Raw genomic sequence first — 19,815 nt, forward strand, 5'->3', positions numbered from 1 at the left:
CGTTTGTGTCTCGGAATTTTAGTCAGGTTCAAGGGCGAAGCCGCCGGGGTTCTACAGGTTAATACAGCACCACTTTCAGCGCCGCCGTGTGCGCGCCCAGGCTCAGGTGCAGCGTGTAGATGCCCGCCGGCAAGTCGGCCACAGGCAGCGTTTGCCGGCCGTTGGCCGAAAGCTGCACGGGCTGCTCCCGCACCAGCTGCCCCACCGAGTTATAGAGTCGCAGCGGCGCCCGGGCAGCGGCCGCCCGTAGCTCGGCCGGAATTTCCACCACAAACTGCCCGTGCGCCGGGTTCGGGTACAGCTTCACGCCGGCGGGAGCCTGGGCGGCTGCGGCGGCCGTGGGGCCGCGGCTGCCGTTGAAGTAGCGCTGCAGGCCCGAAGAAAACGTCGCGTGAATCAGGTCCAGGTCGCCGTCCCGGTCGATGTCGCCGAGCAAGGGCGCGTACGGCCGCGCGGCGCTGTTCATCTGCATGCGTTGGCTATCGGTAAAGAAGCCCTGTCCGTCGTTGAGCAGGATTAATACCCGGTCATTGTAGTAGCCCGTCAGAGCCACGTCCGGGTCGCCGTCGGCGTCCAGGTCGCCCACCGCCATGCCGTCAAGGCCCCCGTGAATCCAGGTGGGCCCGCTACTGTCCACCAGGGTCGGGAAGTTGCCCGCGCCGTCGTTGATGCGCACCGTCAGGCCGTTGTTGACCAACAGGATCATGATGTCCAAGTCGCCGTCGGTGTCCACGTCGCTGAGGGCGAGGGCGGTGAAGTTGCCCGGAATCGGCAGCGAAGTGGTGGTGCGGGTGAAATGGCCCTGGCCGTCGTTGAGGCGCAGCATGGCCGCGAAGTAAGTGCTGAACAGCATGTCCAGGTCGCCGTCGGCGTCCACATCCCCGAAAACCATGTGCGTGATGGAGCCCGAGCCCACGGAAGTGCGCTGGTCGTGGCCGCGGGTGAAGTGGCCCTGGCCGTCGTTGTAGCGGACGCTGGTGGTGCAGGCCACGCGCCCGCCGTTGCCGGTCACCAGGTCCAGGTCGCCGTCGGCGTCGATGTCGACCAGCGCCGCCTGGTGCGGGCCTTCGTCGACGGGCACCTGCATCGTCCCGCTGAACGCGCCCTGGCCGTTGTTGAGGCGGATGTTCACCACGGAGTTGTGCTGGTAATCCTTCACGTCGGCCACGGCCAGGTCCAGGTCGCCGTCGCCGTCCACGTCGCCCAGGGTGAGGCCGCCGATGGTTTCGCGCGGGTAATTCAGCAGCGTGACGGGGCTGGCAAAGTCACCGTTGCCGGTGTTGAGCCGCAGATAGACTTGCGTGCTCACGGCACCGATGAGGTCCAGGTCGCCGTCGCCGTCCACGTCGGCGGCCTGGGGCGGGCGGTCGGAGGCGGAAAACAGCTGCGTGGGCGCCGACATGGTGCCCCGCCCGGTGCCGCCCACGGCCGCCCGGAACTGATACACCTGCCGCGTGACGCGGCGCTGGTTGGCGTCGACGTAGCTCGGAATGCTCACGCTGAGCAGCTCGCCCGGCTCGTAGGCGCGGCTGGGCGTGAAGCTGAGCGTGGCGCTGCCCGCGCCGCCGCGGGTGCCGGCCAGCAGGCCGCCGCGGCGCTGGCTGAACACGGCCAGGTTGGCGGCCGTGTTGGCCGAAATGCTTTGCCCGAACTGCACGCTGACCGGCGTGTTGCGCGGCACCGTAGCGTTGCGCCGGGGGCTGAGGCCCACCACGGCCACGGGCTGGAGCACGGTAAAGGCCGTGGCGGAAGCAGCCGTGCCGGCCGGGTTGGTGACCTGCAGCGGCCCCGTGGTAGCGCCGGCCGGCACGCGCACCTGCAGCTGCGAGGCCGTCAGGACGGTGAACGTAGTAGCCGGCGTGCCGTTGAAGCTCACGCTGCTGGTACCGATCAGGTCGGTGCCGGTAATGGTGACCAGCGCGCCGACCACGTCGCTGACGGCGGCAAAGCTGCTGATGACGGGCGGGGCCACGCGCTGGTTAAACAGCGCGTGCACCTCGTTGCCGTTCGTATTGGCCAGCAGCAAATCCAGGTCGCCGTCCGCGTCCAGATCGGCCAGCTGCGGAGCGCGGCCCAGGCTGCCGGTGCCCAGCGGAGCCGTTTCGGTGCCGCTGAAGAGGCCGGTGCCGTCGTTGCGGCGCAGGGCTGCGCCCCCCAGGCCGGCCATGATCAGGTCCAGGTCGCCGTCGGAATCGACGTCGGCCAGGGCCAGGCCCGTGCCCGCCACCGTGGTTTGCGAGCCGGAGAAGCTGCCGCGGCCGTCGTTGAAGCGCACCAGCCCGTTGCTGGTCACCAAGTCCAGGTCCTGGTCGCCGTCGAGGTCACCGAGGGCCACCTGCAGCAGGTCGCTGCCCGCACTCAGCGTCTGCACGTCGGCGTACCAGCCGATGCCGTTGTTGAAGCCCACGCTGACCGTGCTGCTGGTGGTGCCCTCGTTGCCGGTGACAAAATCCAGGTCGCCGTCGCCGTCCACGTCGCCCAGGGCAATGCTGGCGGGGAAGCGGCCCACGCGCACCTTCAGGCGGGTGTTGAAGCGTCCCGCCCCGTCGTTGAAGCCGATGAGCACGGAGTCGCGGGCGTAGATCGGGGCCACGAAATCCAGGTCGCCGTCCGAGTCGATGTCGCCTAGTGCCAGGTCGCGCGTGTCCGCGTCGAGCCCGGCAATCTGCGGCTGCTGCGCGAACGTGCCCTGGCCGTTGTTGAAGTCGAGGTGGCCGCTGGTGGTTACCAAGTCCAGGTCGCCGTCGCCGTCCACGTCGCCGGCCACGATGTGGCGCGGGAAGGGCGTCTGCGGGTAGAGCACGTAGTCGATGCTGTCAGGGAAGGCGCCCTGGCCGTCGTTGAAGCGCAGGCTGCCTTTGGTAGTGGCCAGGTCCTGGTCGCCGTCGCCGTCCCAGTCGCCCACCGCGAAGCCGTAGGGCGTGTTGTAGGCGGCATGGGGGCCGGCGTAGTTGCTGGGCAGGAACAGGCCGGTGCCGGTGCCGTGCGCGGCCACCGTAAACTGCGCGCTCTGCCGCAGCGCCCGGCTACCGTCGGTACCCGTTACGCGGTCGGGAATGCTGAGGCTCAGCGCGTCGCCGGCCGCAAAGGGCTGCGCCGGCGTGAACGTGAGCGTGCTGGTGCCGCCGCCCGAAACCGTGCCGGCCAGGCGGCCCCCGCGGCGGTGGCTGAATACGCGCAGCTCATTGGCGCTGCTGGCCGCCACGGGCCGCGCAAACGTGACGCTGACGGCCGCCGTGCGCGGGGCGGTGAGGGCATGGCGCGTGGGCTGCAGCGCCGTCACGGCCAGGGGCTGGATGACGGTAAACGGCGTCGGCGAGGTGGCCGTGCCGCCGGGCGTGGTCACGGCCACCGGGCCGGTGCTGGCGCCGGCGGGCACCGTCAGCATCAGCTGGGAGGCCGACAACACCGTGAAAGCGGTGACGGGCACGCCGTTCAGCGTCACGGCCGAGGCCGTGCGCAGGTGCTCCCCGGTGAGGAGCACGCTGCTGCCCACCGGGCCGCTTTCCGGCGCCAGGCTCGTCAGCGCGGGCGGCGGGCCGGGGCGGTTCAGCTTGGCGCGAATCTGGCCCGTCTGGTCGTCCGTGAGCATGTCGAGGTCCAGGTCGCTGTCCAGGTCCGCCAGAATCAGCTGCGAGGCCACCGTGGTGCCCGGGCTGGTGGTGCGGGCCGTCTGCGCGAAGCCGCCGCTGCCGTTGTTCAGGCCCACGCCGGCGTAGGTGACCAGGTCCAGGTCGCCGTCCCCGTCGGCATCGGCCAGCGCGAGCGTGGGGCCGCCCAGCGCCACCGAGGCCACGGCGCTGCCGAAGCGGCCGCTGCCGTCGTTGAGGCGGACGATGGTTTGGTACTGGCTCCCGACGAGGCTCATCAGGGCCAGGTCCAGGTCGCCGTCGGCATCCAGGTCGCCGAGAGCCACGCGGGCGGTGGCGTCGGTGGTCAGCGTCTGGCTGGCGGTGGTGCCGAAGGTGCCGTTGCCATCGTTCAGCACCACCAGCACGTTGTTTTGCCACGAGCTGGCTTGGCCAGGCAGCACCAGGTCCAGGTCGCCGTCGCGGTCCACGTCGCCGACGGCCGCGTCGGTCGGGGTGATGGGAAGGGTCACGTCGGTTTTGGTCGGGAAGCTGCCGGTGCCGGTGTTGAGGAGGGTGCTGATGCCCGTGCTGTTGACCGTCAGCAGGTCCAGGTCGCCGTCGGCGTCCACGTCGGCCAGCAGCAGCTTCCGCAGGTTTGTCAGCGCCGAGAAAGCGCCGGCGCTGACAAACGTGCCGGTGCCGTCGTTGCGCCACACGGCGCCGCTGCCGTTGGCGGAGCTGCTGAGCAGGTCCAGGTCGCCGTCGGCGTCCACGTCGCCGAGCACGATGACGTCGGCAGCCAGACTGCTGGCCACGGCCGGGGCGGCGCTAAACGTGCCGCTGCCGTTGTTGAGGCGCAGCTGAACGCCCTGCGCGCCGGCCGGCACGGCCACGTCCACGTCGCCGTCGTTGTCCAGGTCGCCGGCCTGAAAGCCGGCGGTGCTCGGCAGGGCCATGGTGCTGGCCACCACGAAATCGTGGCGGCCCGTGCCGCCGACCGCCGCCGTGAACTGCACGACCTGCTTGTTAACGCGGTTGCCGTCGAAGGTTTGCAGGCGGTTGGGCAGGCTCACGCTCACCAGCTCGCCGGGCGCGAAGTCCTGAGCGGGGTCGAAGGTGAGCGTCGTCGTGCCGGCGCCGGTCAGGGTGCCCGCCCGGCGGCCGCGGCGCAGGTTGCCGAACACGCGCAGGTGCTCGGCCGTGGCGGCCGTAATGGGCGCGCTGAAGGTGGGGCTGATACTGGTAGCCAGCGGGGCATTGGGCGTGTGGCGGGCCGGGGTGATGCCCGTCAGCAGCACCGGCACCGGAATGGTGACGGTGAAGGACCCCGGCGAAGTAGCCGTGCCCGCGTCTTCCGTCACCACCGTGACCGGGCCGGAGGTGGCCCCCGCCGGCACGCTTACTTCCAGCTCGGTGCCCGCGCCGCGCAGCACGAAGCCCGGGGCCGGCGTGCCGTTGAAGCGAACTTCGGTGACGTCCGTCAGCGCCGAGCCAGCCAGGATAACCGAGGTGCCGATAGGCCCGGAAGCCGGCGTGAGGCTGGCAATGATCGGGGCCGGCAGGGGCAGGGGCGTGCCGGCGTTCCGGCTCAGAATCACCTGGCCCTGGCCGTCCGAGGTGAGCAGGTCCAGGTCCAGGTCGCCGTCCACGTCGCCGAGCACGACGCCGTCGGCGGGCACGGCGGTGGCGGCGCTCAGGTTCAGGCGCAGCTGCCGGCCCTGGGGCGTGAAGGTGCCGCCCGCGTTCAGGTAGGTAATCACGCGCCCGCCGGTGCCCTGCGCCACCACCAGGTCCAGGTCGCCGTCGGCGTCCACGTCGCCGGGACGCAGGCCGCTGGGCGTGCTGCCCGGGGCCAGCGCCAGCGTGGTGCTGCCGCTGAAGGTGCCGTTGGTGTTCAGGCGCAGGCTCACGGAGGCCGCGCCGGCGTTGGCCGTGAGCAGGTCCAGGTCGCCGTCGTGGTCCACGTCGGCCAGGGCCAGCTCCGAGGGCTGCAGCCCGACGGCCACGCTGGTGTAGGCGCCAAAAGAGCCGGAGCCGTTGTTGCGGCTCACGTTGACCACGCCGGTGGGGTTGCTGAAAGTGCCCTCGTTGGTGGTGAGCAGGTCCAGGTCGCCGTCGTTGTCGATGTCGGCCAGGGCCACCGACGTGGGGCCGGTGCCCATGCTCACGGTCGTAGCCGTGCTGAAGAGGCCGCTGCCGTTGTTGACGCGCACCGTCGAGGAGGCGCCGTCGGCGTTGGCCGTCACGAAGTCCAGGTCGCCGTCGCCGTCCACGTCGCCCGCGGCCACGCCGACGGGGCGGGCCCCGACGGGTGCGTTCTGCGCCCCGGTGACGGAACCCAGGAACTCGCCGGTGCCGTCGTTGAGGCAGACGGTGACGGTGTTGAAGTCCGCGTCGCCGACCAAAAAGTCCAGGTCGCCATCCTGGTCCACATCAGCCATCACGGCGCCGGTGGGCTCCTGCCCGGTCGATATGCCGGTCTTGAAGCGGTAATGGCCCTGCCCGTCGTTCAAAAAGATGCGGCAGCCGAACAGCGCGCCGGTGGTCACCAGGTCCAGGTCGCCGTCGTTGTCCACGTCGCCCAGCAGCTGGTGGCGGTTGCGGGTGTTGCCCACCACGGCCGTGTCGAGGAAAAAGCCGCGGCCCGGGCCGCCGGTGGCGGCCGTAAACTGGTACACCTGCCGCGGCAAGGCGTTGCCGCCCGTGCTGCTGATGCTCGCCGGCAGGCTTACGCTTACCAGCTCGCCGGGGGCAAAGCTCTGGCTGGGGGTGAAGGTGAGGGTGCTGGTGCCGCCGCCCGCCACGCCGCCGGGGCGCTTGCCGCGCAGCTGCGTGCCGTACACGCGCAGGTTGGGCGCCGAAGCCGCCGATACCGCCTGCGAGAAGCCCAGGGTCAGGGCCGTGTTGCGCGGGGCCGCCGGAGCGTTGCGCGCCGGCTGGCGGCTGACCACGCTCAGCTGTGCCCGGGCATCCGGGCTAAGGGCCAGCCCGGCCAGTGCCAGCGCGCCGCCCCAGCACAGCCGCCGAAGCCGGGAGGGGGAAGAGCGCCCCAAACGAGAAGTTGATAGGGAGGTAAAGATGTGAATCAAGCGCAGGCAGCGAAAAGGGTGAAGTAATTTGACGAGGCTGGATTATTCCCGAAATATAGTAGGTAGCGCATTTGAACCTAGTTGCTAAAGTGCCTGAGCAGCATTTCAATCCAAGCGTGCATCAGCGGGCAGCGCCAGGCCGCGCTGCCCGCTGATGCACTGCCAGCTCCGGCTGCCCACAGGCCATAGATGGAAAGCGGGCCTTGGTCGAGAAATCCGGCGGGGTGGGCGAAAGGAATTTCCGGAGCTGACGCGGGCGGCCACTTTTGTTTCGGCCCGCGCGGCCTGGTAAGCGAAGCCGACGCCCCTACCTCGCGCAGAGGCCCCGGCGCGGCGGCCCTCCGAATGGCCGGCCCGCCAACGCCGCCGAAAAGGCCGCTAACTTGCTCTCTTCGCCGGTTTGGCCGAACGCATAATATGGGGAAAGTGAGTGCGTGTGGCCGGGCCGGCTGATGGAGTCCGGGCGGCGGCATCGGTTCACCCGGATGGCGTCGGCCATCCGTTTTTTGCCCCTGCAGCCCCCGAGCCGCGTAATGGAATGGGTATTCACCAAACCGACGGTGCTCCGGAGTCGCCGGTTTTGCTGGCTATGGCCCGATTCTTCACCCGGCAGCGCCTGCTGCATATCCTCGTTCACCTGGCCTGCTGGGTGGCGCTGCCGTTTCTGCCGTGGGTGCTGCTGTAGCAACAGCCGCCGCACTTCAGCCTGTGGCGCACGGCGGCCCCGGTGGCGCGGCTGGCCGTGCTCTTCTACCTGAACTACTGGGTGCTGATTCCGCGGCGGCTGGCCCGGCAACGCGTGGGCCTGTACCTGCTGGTCGTCGTCTTGCTCATTCCGCTGCTGCACCTGCCCCTGAGCCTGCAGTGGCTGGGGCTGAGCGCACCGCGCCCGCTGCGGCCCGGTACCACCGTGGCCGACCGGCAGCAGTTCGAGGCCGTGATTGTGCTGATTACGGTGATGGTGTGGATGGTCAGCAGCGGGCTGCGCATCACCAGCGAGTGGTTCGACAACGAGCGGGCCCGCCGGCAGATGCACAGCGACAAGCTCACGGCCGAGCTGGCGTCTCTCAAGTCGCAGGTGAACCCGCACTTCCTCTTCAACACCCTGAACCACATCTACTCCCTGGCGCGGCTGCGCTCCGACGACACGCCCGAGGCCATCCTCAAACTCTCGCAGCTGATGCGCTACATGCTCTACGAGGCCAACGACCCGCGCGTAGCCCTGGAGCAGGAAGGGGAATACCTGCACAACTACGTGGGCCTGCAGCGCCTGCGCCTCGCCGACGACGTGCAGATCGAGTTCGTGCAGACGGGCCGCCTCGCGGGCAAGCTCATCGGGCCCGTGCTGCTGATTCCCTTCGTCGAAAACGCCTTCAAGCACGGCGTGAGCTACCAGCACCCCTCGTGTATCCACCTGGAGCTGCGCGTGGACGGCCCCGCGCTGCTTTTCCGGGTGTGCAACCGCCGCTTCCCGCAGGTGGCTGCCGCCGAGGGTCCCCGCGACTCGGGCATTGGCATCCAAAACGTCACGCAGCGCCTGCTGCTGCTCTATCCCGGCCGCCACCGGCTCGACATCCGCCCGACGGACGACGAATTTCTGGTCACCCTAACCCTCGAACTGCACCATGCTCCGCTGCCTGTTAGTTGACGACGAGCCACTGGCGCTGCGCCTGCTTGCCGGTTACGTCGAACGCATTCCTTTTCTGCAGTTGGTGGGCACCTGCCGCAGCGCCCTCGAGGCCATGCAGGTGCTGCCGCGCGAGCCGGTAGACGTGCTGTTCCTCGACGTGCAGATGCCCGACCTGACGGGCGTGGAGTTTGTTCGCACGCTGCGCCCCAACGCGGCGGTCATCTTCACCACCGCCTACAAGCAGTACGCCGTCGACGGCTTCGATCTGGACGCGGTGGGCTACCTGATCAAACCCATTCCGTTCGACCGGTTTCTGAAAGCTGCCACCAAGGCGCAAGAGCGGCTGTGGTCCGCCGCCCCGGCCGCTCCGGTGCCGCTGGCTGCGCCCCCGGCCGGGCCGGCCGAGGAGTACAACTTCGTGAAGGCCGCGACTACCACACCCAGCGCGTGACCCTGCGCGACATTCGCTACCTGGAGGGCCTGAAGGAGTACGTGAAGATTCACACCGGCGCGGGCAAGCCCTTGCTCACGCTAAACTCGCTGCGCGCCTTCGAGGAGCGGCTGCCGGCCCCGGATTTCGTGCGGGTGCACCGTTCCTTTATCGTCGCGCTGAGCTGGATCGACTCCATCCGCAAAAACCGCATCTACCTCGGCGAGGCCGTTATTCCCATCGGCGACGCGTACGCCGAGGCGTTTCACCGGCACATCGAAGCCCGCAACATGCACTGAGCCGCTTGGTAGCAGCCCGGGCGTGCCGCGGGCTGAATGACCGGAATGGGTCGCGCTGGCCGATGGCTTTCACCCCGGCCACGGACTCCACGGCGCGAAAGTGAAGCGGGAGCAGATGCCCGGCAGGGCTCGAAAAACCGGGCTTGGTCCAGCTGTCCGGGACGTGGGTAGAAAGTTTTTTCGGCCCCGGCGCGGCCGGAATACTTTCAGCTACCTCATTCAGGCGGCCGCGGATACGCGGCGCCCCGTTGCTTCGCCTATGGATTCTGTCCCGCTTCTTGCTCCTGCGTCGCCGCTGACCGGCGCCGATACTGCCGCCCTTGGGCCCGAAGCCCTGCACCAGGCCGTGCAGCCGCTGCAGCTGCGCCTGCGGCCGCAGCTGCGGCGGCACGCCCGCGCCCGCAGGCGCAGCAGCACGACCTGGGCGTGGTAGAGCTGGTCATCCTGCTGGAAAAGCGCTTCGCCGTGGAGCCGCCCGACGCGGAAATCAGCGGCTGGGACACCCTGGCCGACGTGTACGTCACCCTGGAGCAGCACGTGGTGGGCGGCGCTGCCGCGGCCTGCTGCAGTAGCCCGGCCCCTAGCCGGCCCATCCTTCCCGGTCCAGGGAGCGGTACTGAATGGCTTCGGCCAGGTGCTCGATGCGGATTTCCTCGGTGCCGGCCAGGTCGGCAATGGTGCGGGCCACTTTCAGAATCCGGTCGTAGGCCCGGGCCGAGAGGCCGAGGCGCTCCATGGCCGTTTTGAGCAGCGTGCGCCCGGCCGGGTTGATCTGGCAGATGTCCTTGACCATCTGCGAGGGCATCATGGCGTTGGAGTGGATGTCGGGAAAGTCCTGGAAGCGGACGGCCTGCACCTGCCGGGCTTTGTCCACGCGCTGCTGGATGCCGGCGCTGCTCTCGGAGCGGCGCGTTTCGGTCATCTGGTCGAAGGTCACGGGCGTCACTTCCACGTGCAGGTCGATGCGGTCCAGCAAGGGCCCTGACACCTTGTTCAGGTACTTTTGCACCACGCCCGGGCCGCACACGCAGTCCTTCTCGGGGTGGTTGTAGTAGCCGCAGGGGCAAGGATTCATGCTGGCGATGAGCATGAAGTTGGCCGGGAAGTCGATGCTGACCTTGGCCCGCGAGATGGTGACGCGGCGCTCCTCCAGCGGCTGGCGCATCACCTCCAGCACCGTGCGCTTGAACTCGGGCAGCTCGTCCAGGAACAGCACGCCGTTGTGAGCCAGCGAGATTTCGCCGGGCTGCGGGTTGCCGCCCCCGCCCACCAGCGCCACGTCGGAGATGGTGTGGTGCGGCGCCCGGAACGGCCGCACGTTCAGCAGCGAGGCGTTGGCCCCAAGCTTGCCGGCTACCGAGTGAATCTTGGTCGATTCCAGCGCCTCCACCATCGACAGCGGCGGCAGAATGCTCGGCAGGCGTTTGGCCAGCATGGTTTTGCCCGCGCCGGGTGGGCCGATCATGATGACGTTGTGGCCCCCGGCCGCCGCAATTTCCAGGGCCCGCTTGATGTTTTCCTGGCCCTGCACGTCGGCGAAGTCGGCGGCGTACTGGTTGGCCGAGTGCATGAACACGTCGCGGGTGTCCACCTGCAGCGGCGGAATCTCCAAGCGGCCCTCCACGAAGTCGATGGCCTCCTGCATGGTGCCCACGGGAATCACGTCGAGGTTATTGACGATGGCCGCTTCCTGGGCATTCTGCCGAGGCAGGATGAAGCCCTTGAAGCCCTCCTTGCGGGCCTGAATGGCAATGGGCAGCACGCCCTTGATGGGCCGCAGCTCGCCATCCAATGCCAGCTCGCCCATGATAATGTACTCGCCGAGCCGCTCGGTCGTGATTTGCTGGGAGGCGTGCAGGATGCCCAGTGCGATGGGCAGGTCGTAGGCCGAGCCTTGCTTGGGAATGTCGGCCGGGGCCATGTTCACCACCACCTTGGTGCGCGGCATGGTGTAGCCGCGGCCCCGCATGGCCGCCTCGATGCGCTGCTGGCTTTCCTTGATGGCGTTGTCGGGCAGCCCGACCACGTAAAAGTTCATGCCCTGCGATACAACGACTTCAATCGTAATGGTATAGGCGTTGACGCCCTGCACGGCCGAGCCGTAAGTTTTGGTAACCATAAGGATAGACGATGGGGAGTAAGAACGGCGAAGATAGGGAGCTTTAGGACCAATCCCGAACGTCGTCCTGGGGCCTAACCGAAGGGCCTTGCTCGTGCCCTGCACCCCCGCTGATGCCAACGTGCAAACGTGGTTCGGCCAGAACGATAAAAGCGCAGCCACGGCCATTTCGGTCAGTGGCTGCGCTTTCTGGTGGCTACAGCTTTGGAAGTGAGTCCGCCCTTCGTCGGTGGAGGCGGTGCAAGGCTAGAGGAAGGTTCTTCGCAAGCTCAGGATGACGGGCTTTTGCCCTTACGCCGCGACCAGCTGCTCGATGAGCATGATCAGGATGTGGATGGCCTTGATGTGGATTTCCTGAATGCGGTCGGCGTAACCCGAGTGCGGGGCGCGAATTTCTACGTCGGCCAGCCCGGCCAGCGGGCCGCCGTCCTTGCCGGTCAGCGCCACCACCGTCATGCCGGCGGCTTTGGCGGCTTCGGCAGCGCGCAGGATGTTGGGCGAGTGGCCGCTGGTGCTGATGGCCAGCAGCACGTCGCCGGGGCGGCCCAGTGCCTGCACGTAGCGGCTGAACACGTAGTCGTAGCCGTAGTCGTTGGCCACGCAGCTCATGTGCGAGGCCTCGGTGAGGGCAATGCCGGCCAGCGCGGGGCGGTCCTGGCGGTAGCGGCCGCTCAGTTCCTCTGCGAAGTGCTGGGCGTCGCAGAGCGAGCCGCCGTTGCCGCAGCTCAGGATTTTGCCGCCGCCGCGCAGGCTGTCGGCCATGAGACGGGCGGCCTGCTCGATGCAAGCCAGGTTGCGGGGCTCGGCCAAGAAACGGTCGAGTACGCTGCGGGCTTCCGTCAGTTCAGCCCGGATGAGGTCGGTGAGGGTATCTGCCACGCGGCAAAGTTACACCGCGGGCCGGTCCGTGGGGTAGGTGCTGGGGTTGGTCGTCGGCGGGTCGAGGCTGGGCGGCAGGTCGGCGGCGGAGGGCGGCGGCACCACGCTGCCGCGCGGGATGCTACCCGGCGCCGGCTCGGGGCGGGGCACGGTGGTGCCGCCCACGGTGCGCAGGTCCCGGTCGCGCTGCTCCAGCTGGTGGTCGTAGAGCTTGGCTTTGAGCTCGTTGATCTTGGTTTCGTAGCCCAGCATGTTGCGGCGCAGCGCCACGGTGTAGGCGTTTTCGGTGAGCAGCTGCAGCAGCAGCAGGCCCGCCCCGATCAGAAACAGCGCGTACCAGAAGTATTCGCGGCTGCTGTTGAACATGCTCATCATCGCGTCGCGGGCGCCGCTGGTGACGACGAACAGCAAAGCGAGCAGCAGGTAAATCATCACCAGCACGGTGACTATTCGGCGAAGGGCTAACATGGGGAGGAGGAAAGGGTGTGGAAAGCCGGGCCCAGGGCGTTGGGCGGCGGAAATATACCCTTTTACGCCGGGCGCGGGCCGCGGATGCCGGCGCGGCGGGCGCGGGTTAGGCCAGGGCCGGGTTGTTTTGCATGCGGCTCAGGCGGGCGTATAGGCCGTCGGGGCGCCGCAGCAGCTCGTCGTGGGTGCCGCGCTCCACGATGCGGCCGTGCTGCAGCACCACGATTTCGTCGGCGTGCTGCACGGTGCTCAGGCGGTGGGCAATGACCAGGGACGTGCGGCTCGACATGAGGCGCGTGAGGGCCTCCTGCACCAACTTCTCGCTCTCGGTGTCGAGGGCGGAGGTAGCTTCGTCGAGGATGAGGATGGGCGGGTTGCGCAGGATGGCGCGGGCGATGCTCAGGCGCTGCCGCTGCCCGCCCGAGAGGCGCGCGCCCCGGTCGCCGATCATCGTCTGGTAGCCCTCCGGCGAGGCCATGATGAAGTCGTGAGCGTTGGCAATGCGGGCCGCTTCCATCACCTCGGCCTCGGTGGCGTCGGCCTTGTTGAAGCGGATGTTGTTGAAGATGGTGTCGTTGAAGAGGATGCTTTCCTGCGTCACGATGCCCATCTGGGCGCGCACCGAGTGCACGGTGCAGTCGCGCAGGTCGTGGCCGTCGATGAGCAACTGGCCCGCGGTGGGGTCGTAGAAGCGCGGCACCAGGTCGGCCAGGGTACTCTTGCCGCCGCCGGAAGGGCCCACCAGCGCCACGGTTTTGCCCTTGCCCACGGTCAGGTTGATGCCTTCGAGCACCTGGCGGCCGTCCTCGCCGCCGTAACTGAAGCCCACGTTGCGGAACTCGACCTCGTGCCCGAAGGCCGGCAGCGTCTTCGCGCCGGGCTTGTCCTGAATGCTGGGCTCGGTGTCGATGACGCTCAGCACCCGCTCGCCGGCCACCAGGCCGCGCTGAATGTTGCTGAACGAGGACGACAACGCCTTGGCCGGCACCAGAATCTGCGAGAACAGGATGATGTAGGTGATAAAGGAGGCCGGGCTCAGGCCGGCCGTGCCGCTGAGCACCAGCGAGCCGCCGTAGTACAGCAGCCCGGCCACCACCATCACGCCGGCAAATTCGGAGAAGGGCGAGGCCAGGTCGCGGGTGTTGTCGATGCGGCGCTGGGTGCGGGTGTACTGCTCGTTCTGCTCGTGGAACTTGCCGGTCACGTACGCCTCGGCGTTGAAGGCCTTGATGACGCGCATGCCGCCCAGCGTTTCGTCAATCACCGACAGCATGTGGCCCAGGGTGGACTGGCTGGTTTTGGCGTGCTGGCGCAGGCGCTTCGACACGCCGGCAATCAGCCCGCCCGAAATCGGCAGCAGGATGAGCGTGAACAAAGTCAGCTTCACCGACATGCTGAAGAGCACCGCGAACATGAAGAAAATGGTCAGCGGCTCGCGCACCACCGACTGCAGCGTGTTAATCACGGACGTTTCCACCTCCTGCACGTCGCTGGTGAAGCGCGACATCATGTCGCCCTTGCGCGTGTCGGAGAAGTATCCCAGCGGCAGGCGCGTCACGTTCTGGTACAGCGCCGCGCGCATGGTGCGAATGACGCGGGCGCGCACCCGGGCCACCAGGCGCAGGCTCAGGTAGCGGAACAGGTTGCTGAAAAACACCGACACCACAATCACCCCGCACACGAAGCCGAGCGCGCCCATGCGGCCCTCGGTGGCCACCACCTGCCCGAAGTAGTAGTTGAAGGTACCCGTGACGTAGTCCAGGTCCAGGGCGAAGGGCGGGGGCGTGGTCGGCAGCGGCTCCTTGCCTTCCACGCCAAACAGCACGTTGAGCAGCGGAATGACCAGGCTGAAGTTGGCTATGCCGAAGAAGATGCCCAGGATGGTGTACAGGAAGTACAGGGGCACGAAGTCGGCGTAGGGCCGGGCAAAGCTGAGAATGCGCAGGTAGGTTTTCATCGGAAGCGCAAAGGTAACCGCCCGGCGCGGGGCTGATGTACCCGACGCCGATGCGGGCGGAATACCTTAAGCCGAGCTGTCGGTTGGCCCTTTTCGGCCGCCGTAGGACCCCACCCCCGGCCCCTCCCCCGTAGGGAGGGGTGCGTTCTGGCGTTGCAGTCGTCTGGCACCCCTCCCTACGGGGGAGGGGCCGGGGGTGGGGTTTTACCGGCTTGAGCAGAGCCGCCCCCAGCCCTACGCGGCTGGTGGTAAGCCAGGGCCCTATCCGTTCGTATCCGCGGTCTAGAACTCAAACAGGCGCTGGGCCGCGTTCCAGCGCAACGACACCGAGGGGTACACGTCGGAGCCGAACAGGTTGGTGTGGCGGGCCACCACCTTCGCGTCGAGCCAGAGGTTGGGGCGGGCCTGCCAGGTGGCGGTGAAGTCGCCGTGCAGCAACTCGTAGCGCAGCCCGCCGGCGGTGCTGTAGCCGTAGTCGATGAGCTGGTTGTTGGCGTCGCGGGGGCGCTCGTTGTAAGAGCGCAGCACGTTGGAGCCCAGGTTGTTGTTGCGGCCGGTGCCGGTATCCAGGCCCTGCTGCACGTAGATGGCCTTGCCCGTCAGCGTCAGGCGGGGCAGGGGCTGGTAGGTCAGGATGCCGAGCACCTCGCGCAGGTTGGCGCCCATGGGGTGGGCCAGCGGCTGGGCGTAGTGCTCGTAGGCCCGGTACAGGTCGACGTGCTGGTAGGTGAACGGGCGCACGTAGTTGAACTCGGCCTGCAGGTCGAGGTTGCGCAGGCCCAGCACATCGAGGTACCGGGCCCCGAGCTGGAAGGCCTGCTTGTTGCCCCACCAGCCGTTGCCGGCGCGTACTTGGCTGACCACCAATTCGTCGAGGATGACCTGCCCGTAAAGCTGGCCGCGGCGCTTGATGTTCCACTTGAAGTCGGCCCCGAGCACGGCGTTGTCGTTCGAGCCGATGGCCTGCTCCACGCTGCGGTAGAAGATGATGGGGTTCAGGTACTGCAGCTCAAAGTGGCCCTTGCGCCGCCCGAACATCACCGTCTCGAACAGGCCCACGTTCAGCGACGGCGTGATGTCGTAGCTCAGGTGGTGCATGGCCATGTACTTCTTCTGAAACACCGTGTCGATGTTGCCCCCGGTGCTCCGGTCGCGGCTGCGCTCGGTGGTCAGCTCGGCGAAGATGTTCTGGTAGTTCAGCTTCCAGATGCGCGTGTTCAGCTTCAGGAAGAAGTAGGGCGCCGCGAAGTCGGACAGAATGAGCGAGCGGTAGCCGTTGCCGATGACGTTGCGGTCGTGGCCCAGCTGCACGTTGATGTGGCGCGTGGCGGCGTAGGTGACGTAGCCGCGGGCCGTCAGGAAGTCGAGCTGGTCGCCGCGGTTCTTGAAGTTTTTCCAGTAGCCCTCGTGCGGCACGGCGTTGTCGCGCGCCACGCGGTCGGCCACGTAGCCGGGCACGCGCATCTGCGTGTCGGTGAAGTAGGTGTAGAAGCCCAGGCGCCGGTCGATGATGCCCTCCACCTGCACGCCGCGGGTGTTGGCGTAGAGGAAGCCCCCGTCGCCCCCGCCGGCCTGGAAGTGAATCACCGGGTTCACGCGCAGCTGAAAGTCCGGGGTGTTGACGCTGTAGAGGTCAGTGGGGGTGCGGTAGAAGTGCTTCAGGATGGGCTGGCGGCTGCGGCTGCGGGCCTGCGCCGCCGGCTGCGTCAGAAACGGCCAGTTGTCCTGCTGCAGGTAGCGCAGATTGAAGCGGTCGGCCCGGGAAATGCCCGTTGCCTGCGTCGCCGAGTCGCGCTCCATGCGCTCGGCCAGCCGTGCCACCGCCGCGCGGTTGTAGGGCCGATTCGAGGTCTGAATGTCGCCCAGCGAATCTGGCCCGTACTTGATGGCGTAGCGCTCCATCAGCCGGTACACGTCCTGGTTCAGGGGCACGTATACCGGGGCCTGCAGCGGCGCTTTGGGGTCTGTCGCCTCGATGCGGACGGGCGTAGCAGCGGGGGCCGTCGTGACGACGGGCGCAGCCACCGGCGCGGGCGCGGCTACCGGCTCGGCCACCGGGGCGGAGGGCACGGGGACCGGCGTCCGCACGGTATCCGCCGTGGTTTGGGCGAGCAGGGGAGAGGCAACGGCGACGAGCAGCAGGCCGAAGCCCAGCCGGGGGAAAATGTGGTTCATAGGGGAAGGGTAAGCGGCCTGCATACGCAAGCGGCCTGTGCGAAGCTACACTTACCGGCCGAAACGCCCGGCCGGGGCCGCTCGCCGGTGCCCGCCCGCATAATCGGCGGCGGCCGATACTGCCCGAGTCCCGTAGATTTGCCGTTACCCCACGCCACCGTTGCCCCACCACCTCCTGCTGCCATGAGCACCCAACCGACCATTGTACTGCTGCACGGCTTCGCCGAAAGCCGCGAAGTCTGGACCGCCTTCACCCGCGACTTCCCCGACGTGTACCGCCTCGTGACGCCCAACCTGCTCGGCTTCGGCACCAACATCCACGACGTGCGCGACTACAGCATGGAAGCCCAGGCCCGCTACCTGGCCGAGTACCTGCGCCAGCGCGGCGTGGAGCGCGCCGTGTTCATCTGCCACTCCATGGGCGGCTACGCGGCGCTGGCCTTTGCCGAGCGCTATCCGAGCATGGTGGCCGGCCTGAGCCTGTTTCACTCCACCGCCCTGCCCGACTCGGAGGAGAAAAAGGCCAACCGCGACAAAAACATCGATTTCATCCAGCGCCACGGCGTGGAGAAGTTCATGGACTCCTTCGTGCGGCCCCTGTTTGCGCCGGCCAACCGCGAGAAGCTGGTGGACGAGCGGTGCTTCCTTGAGGAAATCGGCAAGGCCACGCCGCCCGAAACCATCATCGGCGCGCTCAAGGCCATGAAGGAGCGCCCCGACCGCACCCAGGTGCTGCGCACGGCACCGTACCCGGTGCAGTTCATCATCGGCAAGGACGACGTGGCCGTGACCGTGGACAGCCTGCTGCCCCAGATCAACCTGCCAGCCGAAAGCCACGTGCTCATCTTGGATAACGTGGGCCACGTGGGGTTCTTCGAGCAGCCCGAAGTGACGCGCCGCGCCGTGCTGGACTTCGCGGGGCGGGTGTTTGAGCGGGAGGAGTAAGCGCTATTTGATCGTGAATGTGAAGGGCAGCAGAAAGTAGCTACGCACCGGCTGGCCCTGTTCCAGCGCCGGCGACATGGGCGGCAGCAGCTTTGCCACGCGCAACGCCTCTGCGTCGAGTTCCGGGGAAACCGACTCAATCACCTGCGGGTATTCCAGGCGACCATCCTCGCTGACCTGCACGAACAGCACCACCTTGCCCTGGCGGTGTTGGCGCATGGCCTGGGCGGGGTAGCGCACCCGTTGCGCCATGGCTCTTAGGTAGGTGTCCGGACCACCGGGAATGACCGGTGGCTGCTCGGGAAACAGCCGCAGCCCGGGCAGCAGCGACACCGTACCCGTGGCCGCATCGAACTGCAGCGGTACGATGTGGCTGCCGGCGGCAGGCTGGCCCTGGGCCTGACCCGCCACCCAGCCCGGGCCGTTGCTGATTAGGTTCAGGGCCTCGAGGCGTAGCGCCGGCATGATGGGCGTAGCCTGCCCGTTCTGCAAGCCAATGCCCGCCGCCGGGCTGATCTTCTCCACCTGGCCCTGAGCGTCTACCTCCACTTGTATGAACACCACGCCCGAGGCCTGCGCCTTCCGGGCCTCCTCGGGGTAAGGGGCCGTCTTCAGGTAGTTGGCCAAGGCTTCCTGTCCGCCCTGCGGGTACGGCGGGCGGTCTTTCGAGGCGGGCCGGTCCGCCGTAGGGGCCGGCGCGGCCGGCGCCGGCGGGGGCAGGCGGAAGGCTATCGGCAGGGTGTACGACACGTTCACGGCCCGCCCGCTCTGCCGGCCCGGCGTCCAGGCGGGCATCTGGGCCACCACCCGCAGCGCTTCCGCGTCGAGCAGCGGGTGGGCGCCCTTCACCACCTTAGCCTGCTCGATGCGGCCCTCGGTGTTTACCACGAAGTTCACGAACACCCTGCCCTCCAGGCGCTGCTGCGCAGCTTCGGACGGGTACTGAAGCTGCTGGCCCAGCGCCTGCATCAGCGCCGACATGCCGCCGGGCGGCTGGGGCATCTGCTCCACGTAGGTATACACGGCGTTGGCAGGCGGGGTAGCGGGCGGGGCCGTCTGGGCCTGGGCGGCCGGGGCGCCAAGAGCCAGGGCCGCGAGTACAAAGCGAAAACGCATAGCGCGAAACGAATAAAAAAGCCGGGCTTTGACGGATAAGCTCCGCCAAAGCCCGGCAAGATAACGCGGCCGCCGTTTACTTCAGCAGCCCGGCCTGCAGCAGATACTCCGCAATCTGCACGGCGTTGGTGGCGGCGCCCTTGCGCAGGTTGTCGGCCACCACCCACATGTTCAGGGTGTTGGGCTGCGATTCGTCGCGGCGCAGGCGGCCCACGAGCACCGCGTCCTTGCCGTGGGCGTCCTTGGGCATGGGGTAGCGGTTGTGGGCCGGATCATCGACGACCTCCACGCCGGAGGTGCTTTCGAGCAGGCGGCGCACCTCCGCCAGGTCGAAGTCGCGGGCAAACTCCACGTTCAGGGCCTCGGAGTGGCCCCCGATGACGGGAATGCGCACGGTGGTGGCCGTCACGCGGATACTCTCGTCGCCCATGATCTTCTTGGTTTCCTTCACCATCTTCATCTCCTCCTTGGTGTAGCCGTTCGGCTCGAACACGTCGATGTGCGGCAGCACGTTCAGGTCGATGGGGTGGGGGTAGGCCTGGCTGGTTACCTCGCCGCCGGCGCGCTCCTGCATCAGCTGATCGACGGCCTTTTTGCCGGTGCCCGTCACGCTCTGGTAGGTGCTCACCACCACGCGCTCCACCTTGTAGGCCTCGTGCAGTTTGCTCAGGGCCACCACCATCTGAATGGTAGAGCAGTTGGGGTTGGCAATGATTTTATCCTCGGCGGTGAGCACGTGGGCGTTGACTTCGGGCACCACCAGCTTTTTCGAAGGGTCCATGCGCCAGGCCGAGGAGTTGTCAATCACCACGGTGCCCACTTCCGCGAAGCGCGGCGCCAGCTCCTTGCTCACCGAGCCGCCGGCCGAGAAAATGGCCACGGCCGGGCGGGCCGCAATGGCGTCGTCCATGCTCACCACGGGGTAAGACTGGCCCTTGAACTGGATCAGCTGGCCCACCGATTTTTCGGAGGCGACGGGCAGGAGTTCGGTCACGGGGAAGTTGCGCTCTTCGAGCACTTTCAGCATCTCGCCACCCACGAGGCCGGTGGCGCCAACGACAGCTACTTTCATCTTCAGAATCAGGAGTTAAGCGCTTCAGGCGAAGCGGCCCGCAAAATTCGTCAAAAGTGCCGGG

The 19,815-nt window shown here is 67.7% G+C and carries 13 protein-coding genes; 5 read left to right on the forward strand and 8 right to left on the reverse strand.

Features of this window, described 5'->3' with window-relative positions; all coding sequences use genetic code 11:
- Window positions 1–58: 58 nt before the first annotated feature.
- Window positions 59–6,625, reverse strand: coding sequence for an FG-GAP-like repeat-containing protein (locus ACYVKQ_RS06630; protein ID WP_460576894.1), 6,567 nt, complete (start codon window positions 6,623–6,625; stop codon window positions 59–61).
- A gap of 778 nt (window positions 6,626–7,403) precedes the next feature.
- Between ACYVKQ_RS06630 and ACYVKQ_RS06635 the strand changes: the two genes are divergently transcribed.
- The 4 genes from ACYVKQ_RS06635 (at window position 7,404) to ACYVKQ_RS06650 (ending at window position 9,453) form a co-directional block, all read left to right on the forward strand.
- Window positions 7,404–8,309: a sensor histidine kinase gene (locus ACYVKQ_RS06635; RefSeq protein ID WP_460576896.1), complete on the forward strand. Its 906-nt coding sequence runs from the start codon at window positions 7,404–7,406 to the stop codon at window positions 8,307–8,309.
- The gene (locus ACYVKQ_RS06640) at window positions 8,287–8,742 is read left to right on the forward strand and encodes a LytR/AlgR family response regulator transcription factor (protein WP_460576898.1); all 456 of its coding nucleotides are present in this window, start codon (window positions 8,287–8,289) and stop codon (window positions 8,740–8,742) included. The genes ACYVKQ_RS06635 and ACYVKQ_RS06640 overlap by 23 nt, the downstream gene beginning before the upstream one ends.
- Window positions 8,739–9,020, forward strand: a complete 282-nt coding sequence (locus ACYVKQ_RS06645) for a LytR/AlgR family response regulator transcription factor (protein ID WP_460576900.1) — start codon at window positions 8,739–8,741, stop codon at window positions 9,018–9,020. Before ACYVKQ_RS06640 ends, ACYVKQ_RS06645 begins: the two co-directional genes overlap by 4 nt.
- Before the next feature lie 259 nt (window positions 9,021–9,279).
- Window positions 9,280–9,453: a hypothetical protein gene (locus ACYVKQ_RS06650; RefSeq protein WP_460576902.1), complete on the forward strand. Its 174-nt coding sequence runs from the start codon at window positions 9,280–9,282 to the stop codon at window positions 9,451–9,453.
- Between the two features lie 147 nt (window positions 9,454–9,600).
- Here the strand turns inward: ACYVKQ_RS06650 and ACYVKQ_RS06655 are convergent, their stop codons facing one another.
- The 5 genes from ACYVKQ_RS06655 to ACYVKQ_RS06675 form a co-directional block, all read right to left on the reverse strand.
- Entirely contained in the window at window positions 9,601–11,139 is a 1,539-nt protein-coding gene (locus tag ACYVKQ_RS06655; RefSeq protein WP_460576904.1) for a YifB family Mg chelatase-like AAA ATPase, read from the reverse strand.
- Window positions 11,140–11,430: 291 nt separating this feature from the next.
- Window positions 11,431–12,018, reverse strand: coding sequence for a D-sedoheptulose 7-phosphate isomerase (gene lpcA, locus ACYVKQ_RS06660; protein WP_460576906.1), 588 nt, complete (start codon window positions 12,016–12,018; stop codon window positions 11,431–11,433).
- A gap of 9 nt (window positions 12,019–12,027) precedes the next feature.
- Complete coding sequence (locus ACYVKQ_RS06665) at window positions 12,028–12,486, reverse strand: hypothetical protein (protein ID WP_460576908.1); 459 nt, start codon at window positions 12,484–12,486, stop codon at window positions 12,028–12,030.
- Between the two features lie 106 nt (window positions 12,487–12,592).
- On the reverse strand, window positions 12,593–14,443 hold the full coding sequence (locus tag ACYVKQ_RS06670; protein WP_460576910.1) for an ABC transporter ATP-binding protein: 1,851 nt from the start codon (window positions 14,441–14,443) through the stop codon (window positions 12,593–12,595).
- Window positions 14,444–14,725: 282 nt separating this feature from the next.
- The gene (locus ACYVKQ_RS06675) at window positions 14,726–16,618 is read right to left on the reverse strand and encodes a hypothetical protein (RefSeq protein ID WP_460576912.1); all 1,893 of its coding nucleotides are present in this window, start codon (window positions 16,616–16,618) and stop codon (window positions 14,726–14,728) included.
- Between the two features lie 183 nt (window positions 16,619–16,801).
- On the opposite strand from ACYVKQ_RS06675, the gene ACYVKQ_RS06680 reads away from it, so the two are divergent.
- Entirely contained in the window at window positions 16,802–17,563 is a 762-nt protein-coding gene (locus ACYVKQ_RS06680; RefSeq protein WP_460576914.1) for an alpha/beta fold hydrolase, read from the forward strand.
- A gap of 3 nt (window positions 17,564–17,566) precedes the next feature.
- On the opposite strand, the gene ACYVKQ_RS06685 is transcribed toward ACYVKQ_RS06680, so the two are convergent.
- Together ACYVKQ_RS06685 and ACYVKQ_RS06690 are read right to left on the reverse strand one after the other, a co-directional pair.
- Entirely contained in the window at window positions 17,567–18,679 is a 1,113-nt protein-coding gene (locus ACYVKQ_RS06685; protein ID WP_460576916.1) for an energy transducer TonB, read from the reverse strand.
- A gap of 76 nt (window positions 18,680–18,755) precedes the next feature.
- Window positions 18,756–19,751 carry an aspartate-semialdehyde dehydrogenase gene (locus tag ACYVKQ_RS06690; RefSeq protein ID WP_460576918.1) on the reverse strand — a complete coding sequence of 332 codons (996 nt, stop codon included), beginning with the start codon at window positions 19,749–19,751 and terminating at the stop codon, window positions 18,756–18,758.
- Window positions 19,752–19,815: the final 64 nt, after the last annotated feature.

The sequence above is a fragment of the Hymenobacter coalescens genome (genome assembly GCF_054783195.1).